The organism is Flindersiella endophytica, assembly GCF_054779015.1.
On sequence record NZ_BAAGYY010000009.1, the window covers coordinates 110,208 to 130,517 of the forward strand.

Sequence of the window (20,310 nt, forward strand, 5' to 3'; positions counted from 1 at the left end):
TGTAACTCTCTGTGTACCTAGCGCTGCTGGATCCGGATCATGTTGCCGGCGGGGTCGCGGACCGCGCAGTCCCGGACGCCGTACGGCTGGTCGGTCGGCTCCTGGATGACCTCTGCGTGCTCGCTGGCCTGCAGCTTCTCGAACAAGCCGTCGACGTCGGGAGTCGACAGCACGATCCCTGCGTACGTGCCCTTGGCCATCATCTCGACGATCATCTTGCGCTCGTCGTCGGTGAGGCCGGGAACGACGGTCGGCGGGCTCAGCACGATCTGCGTGTCGGGCTGCCCGGCCGGGCCGACCGTGAGCCAGCGCATCCCTTCGTACCCGACGTCCATCCGGAGCTCGAAGCCGAGCGTGTCGCGGTAGAACGCCAGCGCTGCCTCCGGGTCGTCGTGCGGCAGGAAGCTCGCGTGAATCTTGATGTCCATGCCGGTCAGGCTAACCGTGGCGGCTGGATCCATGCTTCTCGATTCCTGATCGTTCCGAGTCGATCTTGCGCCGCCACGGCGGGGAAGGCGCGCTTCTCACCGTGGTGGTCGCGCCGGCGCTTGCGGGCCAGACGGCGGGTGGCGTACTCCAGGGCAGTGCGGCCCCGCAGGCAGCCGGTTCCGGACAGTGACGCCTGAACGGTGAGACCCGTGCGGGAACCGTTTGCCCGGCAGAGCTAAAGTCGAGTCGGTCTCACTTCTTGAAGTCGAGATACCAGGCGCAGAAGGAGTCGGGGTCGTTGTCAAGACCGAGTGGACGGACTGACCAGCACGACAACCTCGGCGTACCCGGATCCAACGGCAAGGACAAGGCCAAGCCCAGGTTCAGCCTGCGCCGCTTCGTCGTCGACACTCGCCCGCTGCGCGTCGCCCCGTACCGGCGGCTCTGGAGCTCGACGATCGTCACGTCGGTCGGGAGTCAGCTGACCGCCGTCGCCGTGCCGTTCCAGATCTACGACGTCACCAAGTCCTCCGCCTACGTCGGTCTCGCGGGGCTGGTCGCCCTGGTGCCGCTGGTGATCTTCGCGCTCTGGGGTGGGGCGATCGCCGACGCCGTGGACCGGCGGAAGCTGATGCTCGTCACCAACTGCGGGGTCGCGCTCACCAGTGTGCTGCTGTGGGCACAAGCCGCGGCCGGCATGCGGTCGGTCGAGGTCCTGTTCGCGTTGCTGATGCTGCAGCAGGCCTTCGCCGGCGCCAACATGCCCGCACGCAGCGCCTCCATTCCACGGCTGGTCCCCGTCGAGCTGCTCCCAGCCGCCAACGCGCTCGGCTCGACGGTCTTCCAGATCGGGAGCGTGGTCGGGCCGATGCTGGCCGGCGCGCTGATCCCCGTCCTCGGCCTGTCGACCCTCTACCTGCTCGACGCGATCGCGCTGACCGCGACGCTCTGGGCGGTCTGGCGGCTGCCCCCGCTCCCACCCCTGGACGGCGCACCCAAGCGCGCCGGGCTCCGGCACGTCATCGAGGGCTTCGGCTACCTCGCCACCCGCAAGGTCCTCCTGGTCTCGTTCCTCGCCGACGTCATCGCGATGGTGCTCGGCATGCCGAGGGCCCTGTTCCCCCAACTCGCCCAGCAGAGCTTCGGCGACCCCGCGGAAGGCGGCTTCGCGCTCGGCATCCTGTATGCCGCGATCCCCGCCGGCGCGATCATCGGCGGCCTGCTCTCGGGCACGTTCACCAGGATCAAGAGGCACGGCGTCGCCGTCGCGTGTGCGGTCGGCGCCTGGGGCGTCGCCATCATCGGCTTCGGCCTGGCGCAGTCGCTGTGGCTCGCCGTGGCGTTCCTCGTCATGGCGGGCATGGCCGACCTGGTGAGCATGGTGTTCCGCGGAACGATGCTGCAGGCAGCATCGACCGACGAGCTGCGCGGCCGCGTGCAGGGCTCGTTCTCGGTCGTCGTCGCGGGTGGGCCGCGACTCGCCGACCTGCTGCACGGCACGGCCGGCGCCGCGATCGGTACGACGTGGGCGATCAGCGGCGGTGGAGTGCTCGTCGTGATCGCGATGGGGCTTGCCGTACTGGCCTTTCCGGCGTTCTGGAAGTACCGCAGCGATAGGTCCGCGTGAACGTCACCGCCCCGCAAGCGAACCAACCCTCGACGTTCACGTGGTCGCAGGACTCTTCGTGCCATGGGTCACCATCACCCGCACGACCACGTGCACGATCACGAACACGACGAGGCGATCGCGGCCTCGGCGGTGTTCGACACCGAAACGCCTGACAGCGAGCTCGCGCCCGAGGAGCTGTCCCGGCGCAAGCTGCTGCGTCACGCCGGCCTGCTCGGTACTGGCGCCGCCGCCACCGTGCTGGCCACGGGCGCGCACGCAGCGCCGGCCGCCGCCGAGACCAAGCCCGGCAGGGAAAGCGGCAGCGGCGATCTGCTCTGGCTGGCCGGCGACCACCACATCCACACGCAGTACAGCCCGGACGGCCTCTACCGCGTGCTGGACCAGGTACGCCATGGCAACGCCTACGGCCTGGACTGGATGGTCATCACCGACCACGGCACCGAACAGCACGCCAAGATCGGCGTGGAGAAGGTCAATCCGGACATCCGGGCGGCCCGCGAGGAGTTCCGCGACGCCCTGGTGTTCCAGGGCCTGGAGTGGAACATCCCGAGCGCCGAGCACGGCACCGTCTTCGTCCACCCAGGGCGGCGCGAGGTCGATGTGCTCAAGCAGTTCGAGAACGGCTATGACGGCACCGTCAAGAACGCCGGCGGCAACACCCCTGCCAACGAGGCGCTGGCGATCGCCGGGCTCAACTTCCTCGAGGACGCGGTACGCCGTCGCAGCATCGACGACGCGCTGTTCCTGGCCAACCACCCCGCCCGGCGCGGAGTCGACTCTCCACACGAGATCCGCGGCTGGCGTGACGCGGCGCCGTCGATCGCCGTCGGGTTCGAGGGTGCGCCCGGCCACCAGGCCGCGGGGCTCCCGGCTCCGCTCGGCCCGGCCGGCGGCCGCGGCGGGTACTCCGCGACCCCGAGCGCCGACTCGTTCGCCGGCTACCCGCTGGAGAGCTACCGCACGTGGGGCGGGTTCGACTGGATGACCTCCACCGTCGGCGGCCTGTGGGACAGCCTGCTGGCCGAGGGCAAGCCGTGGTGGATCAGCGCGAACTCCGACTGCCACGCGGTCTACGCCGACACCGCGACGCGCGGCCTGGACAGCGACTTCGACACCAACGGGTTCTACAACGACCCGGTGTACAACGGGAAGATCGTGACGGCGCAGTCCGACTTCTGGCCCGGCTACTACAGCCGCACCTCGGTCGGCTCGACCAGCCGCAGCTATGCCGCGGTGATGAAGGGCATCCGGGCCGGTCGCGTCTGGGTCGACCACGGCCGCCTGATCGACGGGATCGACATACGGCTGCGTTCGTCGAGCGGTGCCGCCGTGACGCTCGGCGGTGCGCTGCGGGTCAAGCGGGGCACGCCCGCCCGGCTGGACGTGACGGTTCGCCTGGCCGGCAAGCCGAACTGGGCGGGATTCGTACCGAAGCTGGCGCGCGTCGACGTGATCCAGGGCAACGTCACCGGTCCGGTCTCCGACCGCGACACGCTGTCGACGCCGGGTACGAAGGTCGTGCGGTCGTACGAGCCGGAGACCGGCAAGGCGACGTTGACGTTCTCGTACGACCTCGGCCGGGTGGACCGGCCGGTGTTCCTGCGGTTGAGGGGAACCGACGGCAACCGTTCGGCGCCCGGGTTCCTCGGCGCGAGCATCGACCCGGCGGGCCCGGCCATGGACGTCGTCGGAAGCGCCGACCCGTGGACGGATCTGTGGTTCTACACCAACCCGCTCTGGGTGCTCCCGGTCTGATGACCGCGATCGGTCTCGACCCGGGCGCGACCACCGTCCGCGACGCCGAGCACGTCCTCCACGAGTTGCTGGAGGGCGGGCTCGGCGGCCCGCGTTCGGAGCTGGTCGCCTGTACGCATCTGATCCGCGACGGCAATCCCCACGTCGCGTTGTCTCTCGCCGCCATGGGAGAGGTCGACGTCGCCGCGCTTCCGGGCGAGTTCGGTCTCGCCGGCGCGGGCGACCGGCGCGGCCCGGCCACGCTGGCCGACGGTGCCGCGGCCGCGCTGGCCGAGCAGGAGGCACGTTCCGGCGGGCGCGCGGTGATCTATCCGGGCGTCGAGACGCTGACCGGGAGCCTCCCGGTGTGGAAGCTGCTGGCCGCCTCGGCGATCGAGGAGGTGATGGTGGTCGGCGGTCCGCCGTGCGCTCCGGACACCGTTGTGCACACGCGCGACTTCGTACGTCCGGCATGGCGGCTCGGCAAGCTCGTGCTCGCGACGACGCCGGCCGCTGACGGCGGGATCGCGCCGTTCGAGATCCCCAACCCCGGCGGCTGCTACTGCGAACACGGATAAATCGCTCGCCCAGGACATCCCGGCCTGCCAGGATGCGACCTGCAGGCGAACGAACAGGAGTGTGCGATGCGGCGGGTCCTCGGAACAACCCAGTGCTCTGACCCGATCACTGTCTCCGAGGAGTTCTCCGCCCGTGCTGACCCTGAACACCCCTGCGAGCCGCCGGCCTGACCTGGTCGCGACGTTCCTGCGCTGGACGTTCCTGCGTGCGTTCCTGCACAGGGGATGGTGGCTGGTCACCAGCGTCTATCTGGTCGTCGACGCCGGGCTGAGCGCTGCTCAGCTGGTGACGATCGCCGTCGCGCAGGGGATCGTCTCGCTGCTGTTCGAGATCCCGGCCGGCGTGCTGGCCGACACCGTGAGCCGCAAGTGGTCCCTCGTCGTGTCGCACGCGTTGATGGGGACGGCAATGCTGGCCACCGGCCTGGTCACGGACTTCTACCTGATCGTCGCGACGCAGATGTTGTGGGGACTGGCGTGGACGTTCGCCAGTGGGGCGGACGTGGCGTGGCTGACCGACGAGCTGGGCCGGCCGGACCGGATGCCGTCCGTACTCGTCCGGGTCGGGCGGGCCCAGCTGACCGGCGCGGCCGTGGGGATCGTCGCGCTGGGCGGTGTCGCCTGGCTGCTGCCGCGCTGGGCGACGATGGTGCTCGCGGGCGCCACGATGCTGCTGCTCGGGCTGTACGTCGTCGTCCGCTTCCGGGAGGTCAACTTCGTTCCGGCGACCAGCCGCCGGTGGGCCGCCTCCTGGCAGATTCTCGTCCGCGGTACGACGCTGGTGCGGCGTGGCCGTCCGCTCCTGCTGGTGTTCGCCGCCACGGTGGTCGCCCACGGCGCGCTCGACTCCGGCCGGCTCTACCAGCTGCGGCTGATCGACGTCGGCTTCCCGGCCGAGCCCTTGGTGTGGTTCACGGCGCTCAACGTGCTGATGCTCGGGCTCGGGGCGGTCACACTGAAGCTCGTCGAGGCCCGCGTCCACCACCTGCCGGTGGCCCGGGTGGGGTGGTGGTCGGGGGCAGGGTGGGCGGTGGCCTGCGTGGCGGGCGCACTCGGCGTGACCGTGCTGGCGCTCACACCCTCGCCGATCCTCGGGGCCGCGGCGGTCGTGCTCGTGGCGAGCACCGTCGACCCGATGACGCGCACGATCAGCACGATCTGGGTGAACCAGCAGTCCAGCAACGAGGTACGCGCGACGGTGCACTCGTTCCTGGCCCAGGCGGAGTACCTCGGCGAGATCGCCTGCGGTGCCCTGATCGCGGTGGTCGCGGTCGCGGCCGGGGTGCCGGCGGCACTGCTGTGCGCCGGTGTCCTGTTCGCCGTGACCGGCCTGCTGGCCCGGCGGGCGGGGTGAGGTCGGTACTGTCGGCCACCGTTCGGGCGGCACTGTCCGGAACCGGCTGCCGCTGGGGACTGGTGGGAGGACCGGATCCGCGCCCGCGGCCTCGATCGAGCCGAGCTCGGCGTGGACGAGCAGCTGCCTCGGCCGCAGGCACTGTACGAACGCCTCGGCTACATCCCTTACGGCCGGCGGCCCGCCTCCTGGGATCAGGACGGGCCGGCCGGGTCCACCGTCCGCTACGAAACGACGATCACGTTGTTGCGCAAGGACCTGGGCTAGCCGGCTCACGTCCTCCGCGTGATCGACGGGTCGGGGTGCACGCGGGTCCACTCCTCCGCGGTGACGGCGCGGCCGTCGACGACCGGCGAGAGGGAACGGGTCTTCGAGCGGAAGCCGTGGAGTGCCGCCACTGACGCGACCGGCAGGCCCTGGGTCTCGTCGAGCACGTCGGCCGGCCAGTCGTAGCGGTGCTGGTCCCAGAAGTACGTGTAGTAGCCGGCTGCGTCCTGCTGGACGAGGAAGAGCTCCGTCATCACGCCGTCCAGCTCGAAGGCCCGCTTGTGCGGGAACCGCTTCGCCGCGATCTCGGCGACTGTCCCGCCCGCCAGGAAGCGGTCGACCGAGGCGAAGTCGACAGCCGGACAGAGCAGGTCGATGTCCTTGTGCGGCCGCGGCGCGATCACTCCGTGCAGCTCCTCGCCCCAGCCGCCGAACAGCCACGTGCGCAGATCCGCCGCGGCCAGCAGGCCGAGCACCCTGCGGACGTACGCCAGGTCGTTCACGCAAGCAGTCATCGAGCGTCCAGCTTAGGCGCTCGCCGGTTCCGGACACGGCCGCTTTTCAAAACTGTTTCGCTAGGGTTCAAATATGATTTAAAGTGCTCCCGCGGCGAGAACAACGCCGCCTACCGGGAGGGTCACCATGACTCGTTTCAGCACGCTCACCGCTGCGCTCGGAGTCGGGCTCGTCGCGCTCGCCGGCTGTGGCGAGCAGGCCTCGCAGACGCCGTCCAAAGGCGACGTCACGCTCACGATGAGCGTCTGGGGCGGCGACATCGACAAGAAGACCTACACCGAGCGCCTCGCGCTGGCGAAGAAGAAGTACCCCAACATCACCGTCAAGCTGCAGGTCTCGCCGGGCGGTGAGGAGTACGCGCAGAAGATCTCGACCGCGATCGCCGGTGGCAAGGGCCCCGACATCCTCGAGCTGGCCGAGCACACGCCCGCGTTCGCAAGCAAGAACCAGATCCTGCCGCTCGACGACAACATCAAGGGCAGCAAGCTCGACCTCGAGAAGACCTTCGGCCCGACCGTGCCGAGCATCTTCCAGTACGAGGGCAAGCAGTACGCCATCCCTGACCGTTCCGGCGCGATGGTCCTCTACTACAACAAGAAGATGTTCGACGCCGCCGGCGTGGAGTACCCCACGGCCGACTGGGCGTGGGACGACCTGCTCGCCGCCTCGAAGAAGCTGACCGTCCGCAAGGGCGGGAAGGTCGAGCAGTGGGGCTTCTCGACGATCTCGTGGTGGCCGTACTGGATGACGTTCATGTACCAGAACGGTGGCAGGATCCTCGACGACAACAACAAGCCTGTCGTCGACTCGCCGGAGAACGTCCAGGCGATGCAGTGGTACAACGACCTCGCGTGGAAGCACAAGGTCGCGCCGACCAGCCGAGACCTCGCCAACTACGGCCAGGGCGTCGGCCCGGACCAGTTGTTCGCACAGGGCAAGCTCGCGATGGAGATCACCGGCTTCTGGAACATCGGCGCCGCCAGCACGGTCAAGGGTCTCGACTGGGACATCGCCCCGCTGTGGCAGGGCAAGCAGCCGGCGACCAGCGCGTTCTTCAACGGCCTCGCGATCTCGCGTACGTCGAAGTACCCGGCCGACGCCTGGAAGGTGATCGACTTCCTCGCCGGCCAGGAAGGCCAGCGCCCGATCATCGACAACGCCGAGGACGCCCCCGCCAACCTGCAGGTGCAGCAGAGCGAGGCGTTCCTGAAGCCGAAGTGGGCGACCCGTGAGGTCAACATGCGGGCCTTCGCGGACTCGGCCGACTTCATCTACGTGCCGCCGCTGACGCCGCAGTGGAACGAGATGATGAAGGTCTTCACCGACAACATCGAGCCGATGATGAACAACAAGGTCCCGCCGGACCAGACCCTTAGAACCATCCAGCAACGGCTCGAACAGGTCATGCGGTGAAACTGAGGCACGCCGGGCGCGAGACCATCTGGTTCTACGTGATGGTCTCGCCGTGGTTGTTCGGTTTCCTGGTCTTCCTGGCCGGCCCGATGCTCGCCTCGCTCTACCTGAGCTTCACCGACTACGGCCTGCTGACGCCACCGAACTGGGTCGGAACCGCCAACTACGTAAGGATGTTCACCGACGATCCGCTGTTCTGGAAGGTGCTCTGGAACACGACCTACTACACCGTCCTGTCCGTCGCACTGTCCACGATCGTGTCCATCGCGCTGGCGGCGTTGCTCAACAAACCGCTGGCCGGCATGCGCGTGTACCGGACGATCGTCTACCTGCCCGCACTGGTGCCTCTGGTCGCCAGCGCGATGCTGTTCGCGTGGGTGCTGGCGCCGGACGCCGGACTGGTCAACCGTTTCCTCGCACTGCTCGGGATTCGCGGGCCGGACTGGCTACGTGAGGAGAACTGGGTGATCCCGGCGCTGATCCTGATGGCGCTTTGGGGTGTCGGAACCGGCGTCGTGTTGTTGCTCGCCGGGATGCAGGGCGTGCCGAAGGAACTGCTCGAGGCGTCGCTCATCGACGGAGCGAACTCGCGGCGGCAGTTCTTCCAGATCGTGCTGCCGATGCTGTCGCCGGTGATCCTGTTCAACGTCGTGATGGGGCTGATCGGCTCGTTCCAGGTCTTCGGCCAGGTCTACATCCTGACCGGCGGTGGGCCGGACAACGCGAGCCAGATGCTCGTGCCCTACCTGTTCGAAGAAGGGTTCAAGAACTACCGCATGGGTTACGCGTCGGCGCTTTCGTGGGTGCTGTTCGCGATCATCATGGTCGGCACGGCGATCGTCTTCCGTACGTCGTCCCGGTGGGTCTTCTACGAGACGGAGGTGCAACGGTGATCCGGCGGCGCGACGCAGCATGGTCGTACGGCGTGCTGACGATCGTGTCCGCCATCCTCGCCGCGCCGTTCGTCTTCATGCTGTCGATCGCACTGTCGTCGGACGCGACCGTGCAGAAGGCGACGTTCACGTTGTTTCCAAGGGAGTTCGAGCTCTCGAACTTCGTTCGCGTGCTGACCACCGACGGGCAGATGCTGCGGTGGATCGGCAACAGCCTGGTCATCGTGGTGTTCGCCTGCCTCGGCCAGATGTTCGTCAGCGCGATGGTGGCGTACGCCTTCGCGCGGCTGCGGGCACCCGGCAAGGGCCTGCTGTTCACACTGCTGCTGTCGACGATGATGGTGCCGGTCGAGGTGACGATCATCCCGCAGTTCGTGCTGTTCCGGCAGCTCGGCTGGATCGACACGCTGCTTCCGCTGATCGTGCCGCACCTGTTCGGCGGCGCGTACAACATCTTCCTGATGCGGCAGTTCATCACCCGCATCCCGCGCGAGCTGGACGAGGCCGCGCAGGTCGACGGGCTCGGCTACTTCGGCATCTTCGCCAGGATCGTGCTGCCGCTGATGAAACCCGTGCTGGTGGCGGTCGGCGTGTTCAGCTTCTCGTGGTCGTGGGGGTGGTTCTTCGGACCGCTGATCTACCTCAACACGCAGAGCAGGTATCCCCTGGCGCTCGGCGTGCAGTTCCTGTCGGGCACGAGCACGAACGCCCAGACACCGCCGTACAACCTGGTGATGGTCGGCGCGCTGTTCCTCACGCTGCCGATGGTCATCGTCTACTTCTTCAGCCAGAAGTACATCTACCAGGTCAACCTCAGCGCCGGCTCCGCCGGAATCCGCTGACTGGTCAGCCGGCGAACGGCTCCAGTCCGAACCGCCGACATCCCCTCCTAGACGATCTGTTCCAAGGGGTCGCCGGTCAAGCGCGCGGCGCATGGCGCCGTTGGTGGGGGTGGGCACAGCCGGAGGAGGAGCCAGGAGGGGCCTCCGGCGATCGACGACAACGCAGCCGGCGTGGATGCCAGGCGTCGCGCGTCAGGCGACCCCTTGGAACAGATCGTCTAGGGGGTGTCCTGTAAGTGTCGGTGGATAGCGAGGACGGTCATGGCGCCGGGCTGGCAAGGCGGGCGGAGTCGTTCGTATCGGTTATACGGGCGATCTTCGTCCAACGCAGCCAGCGTGGGGCCAGGGCCGCCGCAGCCCGGCGACACTTGCAGGACACCCCCTAGGCAGTGGCCCACAGATAGAGGCGGTCCGTCGGGTGTTCCTGGTTGTACGGCGGGCGGGCCTGGCGCTCCCGTACGTGGAAGCCGGCGGATTCGGCGAAGCCCGCGAGCTCGTCGAGGCCGACGAGCGTCGCGCGGAAGGGGACGGCGTGTCCGAGGAACTGGCCGGAGGCGAACTCGCCGGTGCCGCCATGCATCGACACCAGCAGGTCACCGCCCGGCGCGAGTACGCGGCCGAACTCCGCGAACGCCGACGGCAGCTCCTGGCGCGGCAGGTGGATCAGCGAGTAGAAGGCCACGATCCCGCGCAACGAGGAGTCATCCGCTGGGAGCGAGCGCATGTCGGCGACCCGGAACTCCAGGTCCGGCTGCGCTTTCGCCGCCTGGGCGATGCTTCCCGGTGAGATGTCAGCGCCCACAACCTCGACACGGCGGTCGGCGAGGTAGCGGGTGACGTGCCCTGCCGCGCCACAGCCGACGTCCCACACCGGGCCGCCGCCCGCAACCGCCGCGGCGAAGCGGTCCAGCAGGTCACGGTCGAACGGTTTGCCCGCCAGTTCGCCGGCGAAAGCCGCGGCGTAGTCGGCGGCCACCACGTCGTACGACGAGGCGAAGTCGGGCCAGGTCATGGCAGCTCCGCAGGCATGGCTTCGAAGACGCGGATCTCCTCCGGCCCTTCGGCGGTCTCGGCCAGCACGCCGTCCAGGACCGCCATGTGCGGGCTCGCGATGTGTGCCCGCAACGCCTCGAGGTCCCGCCACTCCTCGACGCAGACGAACGCGTGGTCGTCCTCGAGGTCCGCGGTGTAGGCGTAGTGCAGGCAGCCCGGCTCCCCGGCCAGCGTCGCCCGCCGCATCTCCACCAGCGCGGCCACCGTCTCGTCCCGGCGGCCCGGCTTGCACCGCAGGAACGCGTGTACGACTATCACGCCTGCCACCTTAGGCAACCAGCTGAAGGACGACTGAACCAAGGCCATCCCTGGACACCGCGAGGGACGCGGTCAACCCGCCGCCATGCCACCCACCATTTCGTCGTCCGCGACGACTCCAGGCTGACCCTCGATGGCAGGCCTTTCCGCTCCACCGGTCATCCGCTCACGCTCGAGCCGGCGCTCGTTCGTCGCCTACCCGGCAGACCCGCTGGACCAGGCCGGTGGCTCCGCCCGCCTGAAGTAGTCGTAGACCACCCGTGGCGTGTCGCCGTCCCAGCGCAGCATGCCCATGTACGAAAGGCCGTTGAGGTCCATGTTGTAGTTGCGCCGCTGCTTGTAGTCCTTCAGCACCCAGAACGCGTACCCCGCGACGTACGGCTTGGCGACCACCTGGTCCCAGTGCGCCTGGAAGTACTCCGCGTGGTGCTCCTCCGTGCCAACCTCGCCCGGCGAGCCGTGGTTGCCCCAGAACGACCACGTGCCGTTCTCCGTGATGAGGATCGGCTTGCCCGGATGGTTGGCGTGCACGGCGTCGAGCGTGGGCGAGAGGTCCTCGTCCTTGCCGTAGAAGTAGCCGAAGTACTCGTTGAACCCAACCACGTCGGCCAGGTCGAACGCCTGGTCCCAACTGGTCGCCGACGCCCACGTCACCGGGCGGTCGGACAGGTCGACGGCCTTCACCGCATCCCGCATCTGCCGCAGCCACTCGTGGTAGGTCGACGTGTTCGGCGTCGACTCGTTCTGCAGGCCCCACATGATCACCGACGGGTGGTTGTGGTTGTTCCACGCCGTCGCGGTCGCGAGCGCTTCCGACAGGCCGTACGTCAGCTGGATCCGCTGCTGTGGTTCGGAGATCCACATCGTGTCCCACTCGTCGAGCAGCACGACGCCGTTACGGTCGGACCAGTCGTAGACGTACGGATGCCGGTTGTAGACGGCGTTGCGCAGGAAGTTGGCGCCGAGGGTCTTGGCCTGGCCGAGCTCGTGGTCGTACTCCGCGCGGGTCATCGACCGCCCGCTGCGGTCGGTCTCCTCGTGCCAGTTGTAGCCCTTGAGGAACAGGGGTTTGCCGTTGAGCAGCAGCTGGTCGGTGCCGGTTGTCACGCTGCGCATGCCGTACTCCGACGACAGCGTGTCGGCGACTGGAGTGCCGCCGGCCCTGCCGGTCAGCGTCGCCCGGGCGTCGAGCACAGCCGGCGACGTCGTACTCCACCGCGGCGCCTTCGGGATCGGCACCCGCGCCGACGCGACCGCGGCACCGCCGGCTGGCACGTTCACCGCGACCGTGACCGGCTTGCCCTGGCTGCGCGGGCCCGGGTCGAGCACGACCTTGCCGCTGAACGCCCGCTCGCCGTGGTTCTCCACGATCGCCCTGGCGTCGAGCGTGCCGTCGCGCGCGTCGAGCAGCAGCTTCGAGACCGTGACGGCCGGCACCGCTTCCAGCCAGACCGAGCGGGTCAGTCCGGCGTACGGCCAGAAGTCGACCGGTCCGGACGGCAGCGCCTTGTCGTCGGCGATCGCCTGGCCGCTGCCGTCGTACGAGGTGTACGTGGCGGCCCGGTAGACCCGCACGGCGATCGTCGCGGTCTGCCCCGGCCTGAGGGCGTCACTCACCGGCAGCGCGAACGGCGTGTGCCCACCCTCGTGCTTGCCGGCCCACGTACCGTTCACCCAGACGTCAGCGGAGTAGAACGCGCCGAGGAAGTTGAGCCGGACGTGCCGGTCGCGCCAGCCGTCGGGAATCGTGACCTTCGTCCGGTACCACCCGTAGCCGTCGACCAGGCTGCCGCCCTTGCCGAAGTCGGCGCCGTCGTAGCCAGCCCAGCCGTCGTTGTCCTTCAGATCCCAGGACGAGGGCACGTCGATGCCGCCCCAGCGGGAGTCGTCGAAGCCCGGACGAAACCATCCGGCCGTTTCTCCGACGTTGTCGGTGTCGTACGCGAACTTCCAGCGGCGGTCGAGGGAGACGTAGCCGCGGGTGGGCTCGTGTGCCGACCACCCTTCGAAGGCAGGCATGACCTCGCCGTAGGCGAAGACGACGTTGGTGCCGTCGACCGAACGGATCTCGGTCGCGGACGGCTCGCGGTCGCCGTGCGGGTCGGCAACGGTGGCGCTGACGGCCGAGCCGGCGGGCCCGGCCAGCGTGGTCAGCGCTGTGAGCGGCAGGATGAGCACCGCGGCGCCGGAGACAAGGGTGCGGAGCAGGTGACGCGGGTAGGGCATGGAGTCAAGTTATAGTCATATTAAACGCTCGTCTAGATGCGAAGGGAGACCGATGGCGGCGTACTCCGGACGCGGCATCCACGGCCAGACGGTCGAGTACGTCGGTCGCCGGATCCTGGTAGGAGACCTGAAGGAAGGCGAGACGATCGACGTGGTGGCCCTCGAGGCCGAGCTCGACGTCAGCCGGACGGTCGTCCGCGAAGCGATCCGCGTACTCACAGCCAAAGGACTGGTCGGCGCCCGTCAGAAACGCGGCACGTTCGTACGGCCACGCGCCGAATGGAACCTGCTCGACCGCGACATCCTGCGCTGGCAGTTCGAAGGCCGCTCCGACCGCGGCTTCTTCGAACACCTCCAGGAAGTCCGATCCATCGTCGAACCCGCCGGCGCCCGGCTGGCCGCCCAACGACGCACCCCAGAAGACATCGCGGCCCTCGAAGCCGCCCTGGACGACATGGGCCGCGCCGACGACGTAGCCGCCGCCACCAGAGCCGACCTCGCCTTCCACCGTGCCCTCCTCACCGCCTCCCACAACGAGCTCCTGCTCCGCATGGAAGCCATCATCGAAGCCGGCCTGATGGTCCGCGACCGCCTCGTCCACGCCGCCTCCGAAGTGCCCGACCCCGTCCCCAGCCACCGCGAAGTCTTCGACGCCGTACGCCGAGGCAGTCCCGCCAAGGCCGAACGCGCGATGCGAGCCCTCCTCGAACGCGCCATCGCCGACCTCCACGACCTCCAGTCCGGCTGAGCCGTCAGAGCGAGGCGTGGTAGCGAACCAGCGGAAGGAACAGCTGGTTCGCGAGGTGCTCGAGGGCCTGATCGGACGGCGCGGCCCGCTCGACGAGCATGCTGTAGCGGATGAGCGCGCCAGGCATCGAGAGCACGGCCTCCGGGATCGGGGAGCTGCCGAGCTCGCCTCGCTCCCTCGCCCGGTCGACCACCTGCTCGAACACCTGAGGAACGACGGCTTTCACGTCGTCGGGTATCTCGTCCAGTTCGCCGAGTAGTCCAGTGGCGACGTCGACCCCGATCAGCTCGATCCGGCCGGCGACCTCGCGCAGCAGGGCGAGCACGTCGCCGGTGAGATCGCCGGTGTCAGGCACGTCCTCTATCACCGTGCCCACATGTGAACGCACCGCCGCGTGTACGAGGGCAGCCCGGCCGGGCCAGCGCCGGTAGATCACGGCGCGGCTCGTCCCCACCGCCCGGGCAACCGCGTCGATCGTGAACGCGGCGTACCCCTCGCGCCGCAACTGTTCCCAGGCAGCCTCCAGCAGTGCCTCCTCCAGCTCACGACCCCGACGCCGGGTCATCGGCCGCGAGCGTGCCGGCGTTCCCATTCGCTCAGGGACGGAGGGACAGCGATGGCGGAGAGAACGAAACTCGAGCCCCTTGGCTGGCCGCTGGTCCGGCTGGCGCTGGTCGTGATCGTCGGCGGCGTCGCGCCCCTGGTCGACACCACCGTGGTGAACGTCGCCCTGCACACGATGAGCACGGACCTCCAGGTCGGCACCACTGCGATTCAGTGGGTGACAACCGCCTATCTGCTCGCGCTGGCCGTGACCGTGCCTGTCACCGCGTGGACCTCGGATCGGTTCGGTACCCACCGCCTGTGGATCGCCGGACTCGCACTGTTCCTGGTCGGATCCGGGCTGTGCGCCGTGGCGTGGAACTTCGAGTCGCTGGTCGTCGTCCGCGCCCTGCAAGGTGCAGGGGCGGGCATCATGCTGCCGGTCCTGCAAACGATCCTCGTCCGAGCAGCCGGACCGAGCAGGACCGGCCGCGTCCTCACCGTCGTCATGCTCGTGAGCACGATCGCGCCGATCGCCGGCCCGCTGGTCGGGGGCGCGATCGTCAACGCCGGAAGCTGGCGATGGGTGTTCGTCGTGCGCCATGCGCCGCGCGCTTGACCGGCGACCCCTTGGAGTAGATCGTCTAGCCGGCGGTCTCACCCTGCTGGCGGCGTTCGTCGCCTGGAGCCTTGCGCGTGGGGAGCGGGCCGCGATCGCGGTCCGGCTGCTCGCACACAGGGCGTTCGGCTCGGCCACCGCCACCCTCTTCCTCACAGGCGTCGCCCTGTACGGCGCGCTGTTCCTGATCCCGCTGTACTTCCAGCAGGAGTACGGCCTGACCGCGCTCGAGGCCGGCGCGGTGCTCGCCTTGCAAGGCGTCGGCTCGCTGCTGACCCGGTGGGTGGGCAGCGTGGTCGACCGCCGGGGCCTTCTCCGACCTCTCCCGAGAGCAGGTCCCGGCCGGGTCGGCCGTCGTCCGCCTCGTCCAGCAGCTCGGCGGCGCCGCGGGAACCGCGTTCCTGGCGACGGTGGCCGCCGGCGTCTCAGCCACTGCGGGAGCGGTCAGCGGGTTCCACGTCGCGTTCCTGTGCAGCGCCGGCCTCACCGCGGCCGCTCTGATCCCCTGCGTCTACATCCCGGTACGACGCCGCGCCGAGCCGCTCGCCGTCGCTACGCCTGGCAGTCGACCAGGACCTTGACCACGTCGTCGCCGGTTTCGAGGGAGACGAAGGCGTCGGACGCGTTCGACAAGGGCACCTTCGCGGAGATCATGGTGTCCGCCGGCACGACGCCGCTCGCCACCAGGTCGACCGCCTGCTCGAAGTCCTCCCGCGCGTAGACCCGGGCTCCGTGCACGGTCAGCTCGCGCATGAACACCCGGTTCAGGTCCACCGGACGGGGCTGCTGGTGGATCCCGACCACGATCAGCCGCCCACGCACCTCCAGCACGTCGACCGCCGCCGTGATCCCGGCCTCGGATGCCGACGCCTCGAACGCCACCGCCGCGCCGATCCCCGCGGTCCAGTCGTCGACCCATTCGGCGACGTCGACGGCGTACGGGTCGATCACCGTCAGCCCCAGCGACGACGCCACCGCCCGCCGATAGGGGTTCGGCTCCGCCAGCACCAGCGAGGCGCCGGACTCCCGCGCGACGCACGCGATCAGCAGCCCGATCGGCCCACCGCCGATCACGACCGCCTTCTCGCCCGCCTGCAGCCCCGACCGCCGTACGTCGTGCACGGCAACGGCCGTCGGCTCGGTCAGCGCGGCGTGGTCGAGCCGCACGTGCCCGGGCACCGGCAGCACCACGTCCGCCGGCACGGTCCACAGCTGTTGCATCGCACCCGGCAGGTCGACGCCGATCACCTGCAGCGTCTGGCAGACGTGTGTGTGCCCGGCCCGGCACGCCCCGCAGGAGCCGCACCAGCGCAGCGGCATCACGTTCACCGGATCACCGACGTTGAAGCTCTCGACCGACGAGCCGAGCAACGCGACCCGGCCGGACGACTCGTGGCCCAGCACCGCGGGCGACGCCAGCCGGTCGGCCATCGCGCCGTGGAAGATGTGCAGGTCCGTTCCGCAGATTCCGGCGTACGCGACCTCGATCTGCACCTCGTCGGGTCCGGGAGGTACGGGATCGAGGTCGACCGAGACCAACCGTCGTTCGGCAGCGAGCATGGCAGCACGCATGAGTGCCCTCCGATCCCTCTTACACGGGAACGCCCTTCCCGACCGTGAGCATAGAGGTGAACCGTGTGAGTGTCTGCCGCAGCGTGTGGCTAGATGTTGACGTGCCGGTCGGGGTAGCCGAAGAACTCCACCCGCCCGTTGCCCAGCACGTCGCCCTCGTCGACCCGCCACGGCCTGCGGTAGTCGCCCTGCCGGCACCACACGAACGAGAACCGGTCCGAGGCGTAGATCCGCACCCCGTCGGCCTCGCAACTCGTCAGGAACGCCGCACTCACGTCGCTGGAACGCTCGTCGAACGGCACGGCTCGCAGCACGTCCGAACGCATCGCCAGCGTGCCCGGGTGGACGGTCCGGGTGTAGCGGTGCTCCTGCCCGGGATACCGCAACACCGTCGCGCCGCTGCCCTGGACATGCGCGTAGTGCGCGAGCTTCCCCACCACACCCGCGTCGGTGTAGCGGAACGCCTGCACCAGGTCGGTGAGGTAGTGCTCGCCGTAGAGGTTGCCGTCGTCCATCCGGGCGACCACCGCACCGTCGGCCGCCCCGACACCCCGCCGCCAGGCAGTGGCGAACGACTGCGAGCCGTCGACCTCCAGCACCACAACGGACTCCAGCCCGGCCGACAACGCCTGCTCGCGTACGTCGTCGACGGAAAGGTCGACACCGTGCAGCACCAGCACGAGCTGCAACGGCTGGTAGCGCTGCCGGGCCACCTGGTCGATCGCGTGCGCCACCTGCGCAACCCGCATCGTCGGCACGACCACCGAAACCGGCCGCGGCTCGCTCCGGTGCGCGGCCGCCAGGCCGCCCGATCCGATCGCCTGCAGGATCGCGTCGACCCGATGACCATAGGTGTGCTGCTCGAAAACCGTGCGCTGTGCCCGGTGCGCCAGCCGGTCGCGCAGGTGGGCGCTGCCGAGGAGGTTTCGCAGCAGGCCGGCGCGTTCGTCGGGAGGCGCGAACACCACCGACTCGCCGAACTCGCGCGCCAGCGCGGGATGCTCGGTGCTCACAACGGGCGTGCCCGACGCTATGAACTCCAGCACCTCGCGCGGCAGGACGGTCGGCGGTACATCGGCGTCGTCGAAGCTGAACACCTTGTAGGCCGTCCGCGAGACCCGTTCGAGGTCGGCGTTCCAGAGGTCGCTGATCGCGAGGACGTCGAGATATCGACTGCCTGGAACGGATGCCGGGTTGTGCAGCCGCGGCTGTACGGCGGGCTTCAGCACGCCGAGCCGGTCGTGCCCGAGCAACGCGCGATAGCGCGGCAGGCTGTCGGGATCGACGGTGAAGACGTGGTCGAAGTCCTGCGCGATCCGGTCGTAGGCCTCGGCCTCACCGGGGCCGAGGGTGTTCCACAGCACGGTCGGGATGCCGCGCTTGTGGAACCAGTCGAGCAACCGCTCGGCCTCGCCCAACCGCCGGCGCAGGAGGTTCGACCACGGGTGCTCACGCGGAACCGTCTCGACCAGCAGGAGGTTGGGTTTGATGCGCTTCGGCCGGCGTTGCCAGTCGCCTGCCTCGAGATCGGCCTGCCGCCACTCGAAGCGCAGGCCGGCGGCCGACGCCGGGGACAGAATCGTGGCAGCGGTGATGCCGAACCGCAACGGGTGCCGCACCTGGACCGGCAGGTCGGGACGCCGGGCCGGCAGCAGCCCGGGATCGCTCTCCTCGATCTGCGCGGGAGGCTCGGCTGCGCCGTCGGTGAGCGGCCGGGCCTTCAGGGCGAGCCGCAGTTCGTACGGCAGCCGCGCGATCCGCGACGGCCGGCGGACCACTTCGCGGACGGCGGCGGCCATCCGCCAGGCCCGGCTGCGCTCGAACGAGTCGAGCCGCCAGGCGAGACAACGCAACTGGTGTGCCTGCTCGGCCAGCTGCCGGCGAGCTTCGCTCAGCAGGATGGCAGCGTGCTCCGCGTCAGCGCTGGAACCGTTGGACGCGACACCGCTCACACCTTGGCCAGGCTCGGCGACGCGCTGAGCCGGCAGATCCTCTATTGCCCGTACCGTAATCACAACGTGGCGCACTGTAGCGCATCACATACCGGATTCGCACCGGTACGCGCCGTACGCGCGGCCTGACTGGTTCGTCAGTACGCGCCGTCGCGGCTCAGCACGGCCCGGAGCGTCTTGCCCAGAATGATCAGATCGCTCGACAGCGACCAGTTCTCGACGTAGAAGAGGTCCAGGCGTACGGAGTCGTCCCACGACAGGTTGGACCGGCCGGACACCTGCCAGAGCCCTGTGATGCCAGGCTTCACGAGCAACCGCCGGCGAACGTCCTCGGCGTAGAGCTCGACCTCCGACGGCAGCGGCGGGCGCGGGCCCACCAGGCTCATCTCACCGCGCAGCACGTTGAACAGCTGCGGCAGCTCGTCGAGCGACAGCTTGCGAATCACCTTGCCGACGCGCGTGATGCGCGGGTCGTCGCGCATCTTGAACAGTAAGCCGTCGTGTTCGTTCTGGTCGCGAAGCTGGTCGAGCATGCGGTCGGCGTCGACCACCATCGAACGGAACTTCCAGCACTGGAACTCCATGCCGTGCACGCCGACCCGGGTCTGCCGCAGGAAGACCGGTCCACCGTCGTCGAGCTTGATGGCCAGCGCGATCGCGGCCACCAGCGGCAGCGCGGAGATCGTGAACAGCAACGCGAGCACCCAGTCGAACACCGACTTCACGATCCGGCGGGCGCCGCTGAACTCCGGCTCCTCGACGTGCAGCAGCGGAAGCCCTGCGACCGGACGGACGTGGATGCGCGGCCCGGCGACGTCGGTCAGCGACGGCACGACCGCGAGGTCGATACCCATCCCCTCCAGCGACCACGACAGCCGCCGCAGCAGCCGCGACGAGCGGCCGGGCAGGGCCGAGACGACAACGGTGTCGGCGCCGGACTTCTCCACGGCGGGACGTACGTCGTCGAGGTGACCGAGGATCGGCAGGCCCTGATCCTTGACCTCGTCGCCGGGATCCTTGGACAACCGGGGCAGGCAGCAGCCAACGACGACCATGCCCATCTGCGGCTCGCGGCGCATCACCTCGTGGAGCTCGGCGACACCGGCAGGCATGCCGACCAGCAGCACGCGATGCGTCAACCGGCCCTTCCTGCGCTGCCAGTGCAGCCACTTGCGCGCGATATAACGCCAGCAGACGATCAACGCGGCGCCGAACGGGAACGCCAGCGCGAGGTAGCCGCGGGACAGCTCGATCTTGCCGAGATAGCAGAGGATGAAGACCAGGCCGGCCGCGAGGAAGCTCGCGCTGATGATGAGCTTGTATTCGTCGGTTCCCGCACCGAACGTGCGCACGGCGTAACCGCCGCGATGCGCCAGCACGCCGACCCACAGCAACGCCAAGAGCAACGTGACAACGGTGTAGGGCACGCCGGCGAAGTTGGCGCCACGCCACTGGCCGGCGATCGCGGAGTCGGCGGGCAGCCCGAAACGGAGATAGAGCGCGGTGATGCCGGCGACCCCGATCAGCACCAGGTCGATCACGGCGACCACCGCGGCGTACCACCGCATGCCCTTGATGCCGGTGCCGCCCGCGGGCAACTCGAACCGCGGTTCGCCTCCAGCATCGAGGTTGGTGCCGAGCCGTGGCTCGTTGAGGTCCCTCAGCGTCACCATATTCGCCTGT

General features: G+C 69.1%; 20 protein-coding genes. 10 read left to right on the forward strand and 10 right to left on the reverse strand.

What is annotated here, in order from left to right; genetic code table 11:
* Positions 1 to 17: 17 nt before the first annotated feature.
* Positions 18 to 428: a VOC family protein gene (locus tag ACYVF6_RS05795; protein WP_460516685.1), complete on the reverse strand. Its 411-nt coding sequence runs from the start codon at positions 426 to 428 to the stop codon at positions 18 to 20.
* Positions 429 to 727: 299 nt separating this feature from the next.
* Here ACYVF6_RS05795 and ACYVF6_RS05800 point away from each other — a divergent pair, with 299 nt between their 5' ends.
* The 5 genes from ACYVF6_RS05800 to ACYVF6_RS05820 all read left to right on the forward strand — a co-directional run bounded on the left by ACYVF6_RS05800 (position 728) and on the right by ACYVF6_RS05820 (position 5,992).
* Complete coding sequence (locus tag ACYVF6_RS05800; protein WP_460516688.1) at positions 728 to 2,056, forward strand: MFS transporter; 1,329 nt, start codon at positions 728 to 730, stop codon at positions 2,054 to 2,056.
* 63 nt (positions 2,057 to 2,119) lie between these two features.
* Complete coding sequence (locus ACYVF6_RS05805) at positions 2,120 to 3,814, forward strand: CehA/McbA family metallohydrolase domain-containing protein (protein ID WP_460516691.1); 1,695 nt, start codon at positions 2,120 to 2,122, stop codon at positions 3,812 to 3,814.
* A complete protein-coding gene (locus ACYVF6_RS05810; RefSeq protein ID WP_460516693.1) occupies positions 3,814 to 4,371 on the forward strand; it encodes a hypothetical protein in 558 nt (185 codons plus the stop codon). The genes ACYVF6_RS05805 and ACYVF6_RS05810 overlap by 1 nt, the downstream gene beginning before the upstream one ends.
* 133 nt (positions 4,372 to 4,504) lie before the next feature.
* Positions 4,505 to 5,725: an MFS transporter gene (locus ACYVF6_RS05815; protein WP_460516696.1), complete on the forward strand. Its 1,221-nt coding sequence runs from the start codon at positions 4,505 to 4,507 to the stop codon at positions 5,723 to 5,725.
* Positions 5,726 to 5,836: 111 nt separating this feature from the next.
* Positions 5,837 to 5,992, forward strand: a complete 156-nt coding sequence (locus ACYVF6_RS05820) for a hypothetical protein (protein WP_460516699.1) — start codon at positions 5,837 to 5,839, stop codon at positions 5,990 to 5,992.
* 5 nt (positions 5,993 to 5,997) lie between these two features.
* On the opposite strand, the gene ACYVF6_RS05825 is transcribed toward ACYVF6_RS05820, so the two are convergent.
* Positions 5,998 to 6,507 (reverse strand): nucleotidyltransferase domain-containing protein, encoded by a 510-nt coding sequence (locus ACYVF6_RS05825; protein ID WP_460516701.1) that lies wholly within the window; start codon positions 6,505 to 6,507, stop codon positions 5,998 to 6,000.
* A 127-nt stretch (positions 6,508 to 6,634) separates the two neighbouring features.
* Here ACYVF6_RS05825 and ACYVF6_RS05830 point away from each other — a divergent pair, with 127 nt between their 5' ends.
* From ACYVF6_RS05830 to ACYVF6_RS05840, 3 genes are read left to right on the forward strand one after another with little or no spacing between them, the layout of a single operon-like run.
* A complete protein-coding gene (locus ACYVF6_RS05830; protein ID WP_460516704.1) occupies positions 6,635 to 7,921 on the forward strand; it encodes an ABC transporter substrate-binding protein in 1,287 nt (428 codons plus the stop codon).
* The gene (locus ACYVF6_RS05835; RefSeq protein ID WP_460516707.1) at positions 7,918 to 8,814 is read left to right on the forward strand and encodes a carbohydrate ABC transporter permease; all 897 of its coding nucleotides are present in this window, start codon (positions 7,918 to 7,920) and stop codon (positions 8,812 to 8,814) included. The genes ACYVF6_RS05830 and ACYVF6_RS05835 overlap by 4 nt, the downstream gene beginning before the upstream one ends.
* Positions 8,811 to 9,656, forward strand: coding sequence for a carbohydrate ABC transporter permease (locus ACYVF6_RS05840; protein WP_460516709.1), 846 nt, complete (start codon positions 8,811 to 8,813; stop codon positions 9,654 to 9,656). Before ACYVF6_RS05835 ends, ACYVF6_RS05840 begins: the two co-directional genes overlap by 4 nt.
* 382 nt (positions 9,657 to 10,038) lie before the next feature.
* Here ACYVF6_RS05840 and ACYVF6_RS05845 read toward each other — a convergent pair whose 3' ends face one another.
* The 3 genes from ACYVF6_RS05845 to ACYVF6_RS05855 all read right to left on the reverse strand — a co-directional run bounded on the left by ACYVF6_RS05845 (position 10,039) and on the right by ACYVF6_RS05855 (position 13,193).
* Positions 10,039 to 10,668 (reverse strand): class I SAM-dependent methyltransferase, encoded by a 630-nt coding sequence (locus ACYVF6_RS05845; RefSeq protein WP_460516712.1) that lies wholly within the window; start codon positions 10,666 to 10,668, stop codon positions 10,039 to 10,041.
* The gene (locus tag ACYVF6_RS05850) at positions 10,665 to 10,967 is read right to left on the reverse strand and encodes a putative quinol monooxygenase (protein ID WP_460516715.1); all 303 of its coding nucleotides are present in this window, start codon (positions 10,965 to 10,967) and stop codon (positions 10,665 to 10,667) included. The genes ACYVF6_RS05845 and ACYVF6_RS05850 overlap by 4 nt, the downstream gene beginning before the upstream one ends.
* Positions 10,968 to 11,162: 195 nt before the next feature.
* Positions 11,163 to 13,193 carry a glycoside hydrolase family 2 protein gene (locus ACYVF6_RS05855; protein ID WP_460516718.1) on the reverse strand — a complete coding sequence of 677 codons (2,031 nt, stop codon included), beginning with the start codon at positions 13,191 to 13,193 and terminating at the stop codon, positions 11,163 to 11,165.
* Between the two features lie 52 nt (positions 13,194 to 13,245).
* Here ACYVF6_RS05855 and ACYVF6_RS05860 point away from each other — a divergent pair, with 52 nt between their 5' ends.
* Positions 13,246 to 13,941, forward strand: coding sequence for a FadR/GntR family transcriptional regulator (locus ACYVF6_RS05860; protein WP_460516721.1), 696 nt, complete (start codon positions 13,246 to 13,248; stop codon positions 13,939 to 13,941).
* Positions 13,942 to 13,945: 4 nt separating this feature from the next.
* Here the strand turns inward: ACYVF6_RS05860 and ACYVF6_RS05865 are convergent, their stop codons facing one another.
* Entirely contained in the window at positions 13,946 to 14,506 is a 561-nt protein-coding gene (locus ACYVF6_RS05865) for a TetR/AcrR family transcriptional regulator (protein WP_460516723.1), read from the reverse strand.
* A 51-nt stretch (positions 14,507 to 14,557) separates the two neighbouring features.
* Here ACYVF6_RS05865 and ACYVF6_RS05870 point away from each other — a divergent pair, with 51 nt between their 5' ends.
* Complete coding sequence (locus ACYVF6_RS05870) at positions 14,558 to 15,103, forward strand: MFS transporter (RefSeq protein WP_460516726.1); 546 nt, start codon at positions 14,558 to 14,560, stop codon at positions 15,101 to 15,103.
* Positions 15,104 to 15,128: 25 nt separating this feature from the next.
* Here ACYVF6_RS05870 and ACYVF6_RS05875 read toward each other — a convergent pair whose 3' ends face one another.
* The 4 genes from ACYVF6_RS05875 to ACYVF6_RS05890 form a co-directional block, all read right to left on the reverse strand.
* On the reverse strand, positions 15,129 to 15,536 hold the full coding sequence (locus tag ACYVF6_RS05875; protein WP_460516729.1) for a hypothetical protein: 408 nt from the start codon (positions 15,534 to 15,536) through the stop codon (positions 15,129 to 15,131).
* Positions 15,537 to 15,655: 119 nt separating this feature from the next.
* A complete protein-coding gene (locus ACYVF6_RS05880) occupies positions 15,656 to 16,675 on the reverse strand; it encodes a zinc-dependent alcohol dehydrogenase (protein ID WP_460516732.1) in 1,020 nt (339 codons plus the stop codon).
* Positions 16,676 to 16,764: 89 nt separating this feature from the next.
* Entirely contained in the window at positions 16,765 to 18,627 is a 1,863-nt protein-coding gene (locus tag ACYVF6_RS05885) for a glycosyltransferase family protein (protein WP_460516735.1), read from the reverse strand.
* A gap of 137 nt (positions 18,628 to 18,764) precedes the next feature.
* Positions 18,765 to 20,300, reverse strand: coding sequence for a sugar transferase (locus ACYVF6_RS05890; RefSeq protein ID WP_460516737.1), 1,536 nt, complete (start codon positions 20,298 to 20,300; stop codon positions 18,765 to 18,767).
* Between the last annotated feature and the right edge of the window lie 10 nt (positions 20,301 to 20,310).

Coding starts and splice junctions, on each gene's coding strand:
- ACYVF6_RS05860 (WP_460516721.1), top strand. CDS start 13,246: ATGGCGGCGTACTCCGGACGCGGCATCCACGGCCAGACGGTCGAGTAC.
- ACYVF6_RS05810 (WP_460516693.1), top strand. CDS start 3,814: ATGACCGCGATCGGTCTCGACCCGGGCGCGACCACCGTCCGCGACGCC.
- ACYVF6_RS05795 (WP_460516685.1), bottom strand. CDS start 428: ATGGACATCAAGATTCACGCGAGCTTCCTGCCGCACGACGACCCGGAG.
- ACYVF6_RS05830 (WP_460516704.1), top strand. CDS start 6,635: ATGACTCGTTTCAGCACGCTCACCGCTGCGCTCGGAGTCGGGCTCGTC.
- ACYVF6_RS05855 (WP_460516718.1), bottom strand. CDS start 13,193: ATGCCCTACCCGCGTCACCTGCTCCGCACCCTTGTCTCCGGCGCCGCG.
- ACYVF6_RS05825 (WP_460516701.1), bottom strand. CDS start 6,507: ATGACTGCTTGCGTGAACGACCTGGCGTACGTCCGCAGGGTGCTCGGC.
- ACYVF6_RS05890 (WP_460516737.1), bottom strand. CDS start 20,300: ATGGTGACGCTGAGGGACCTCAACGAGCCACGGCTCGGCACCAACCTC.
- ACYVF6_RS05845 (WP_460516712.1), bottom strand. CDS start 10,668: ATGACCTGGCCCGACTTCGCCTCGTCGTACGACGTGGTGGCCGCCGAC.
- ACYVF6_RS05865 (WP_460516723.1), bottom strand. CDS start 14,506: ATGACCCGGCGTCGGGGTCGTGAGCTGGAGGAGGCACTGCTGGAGGCT.
- ACYVF6_RS05880 (WP_460516732.1), bottom strand. CDS start 16,675: ATGCGTGCTGCCATGCTCGCTGCCGAACGACGGTTGGTCTCGGTCGAC.
- ACYVF6_RS05805 (WP_460516691.1), top strand. CDS start 2,120: ATGGGTCACCATCACCCGCACGACCACGTGCACGATCACGAACACGAC.
- ACYVF6_RS05870 (WP_460516726.1), top strand. CDS start 14,558: ATGGCGGAGAGAACGAAACTCGAGCCCCTTGGCTGGCCGCTGGTCCGG.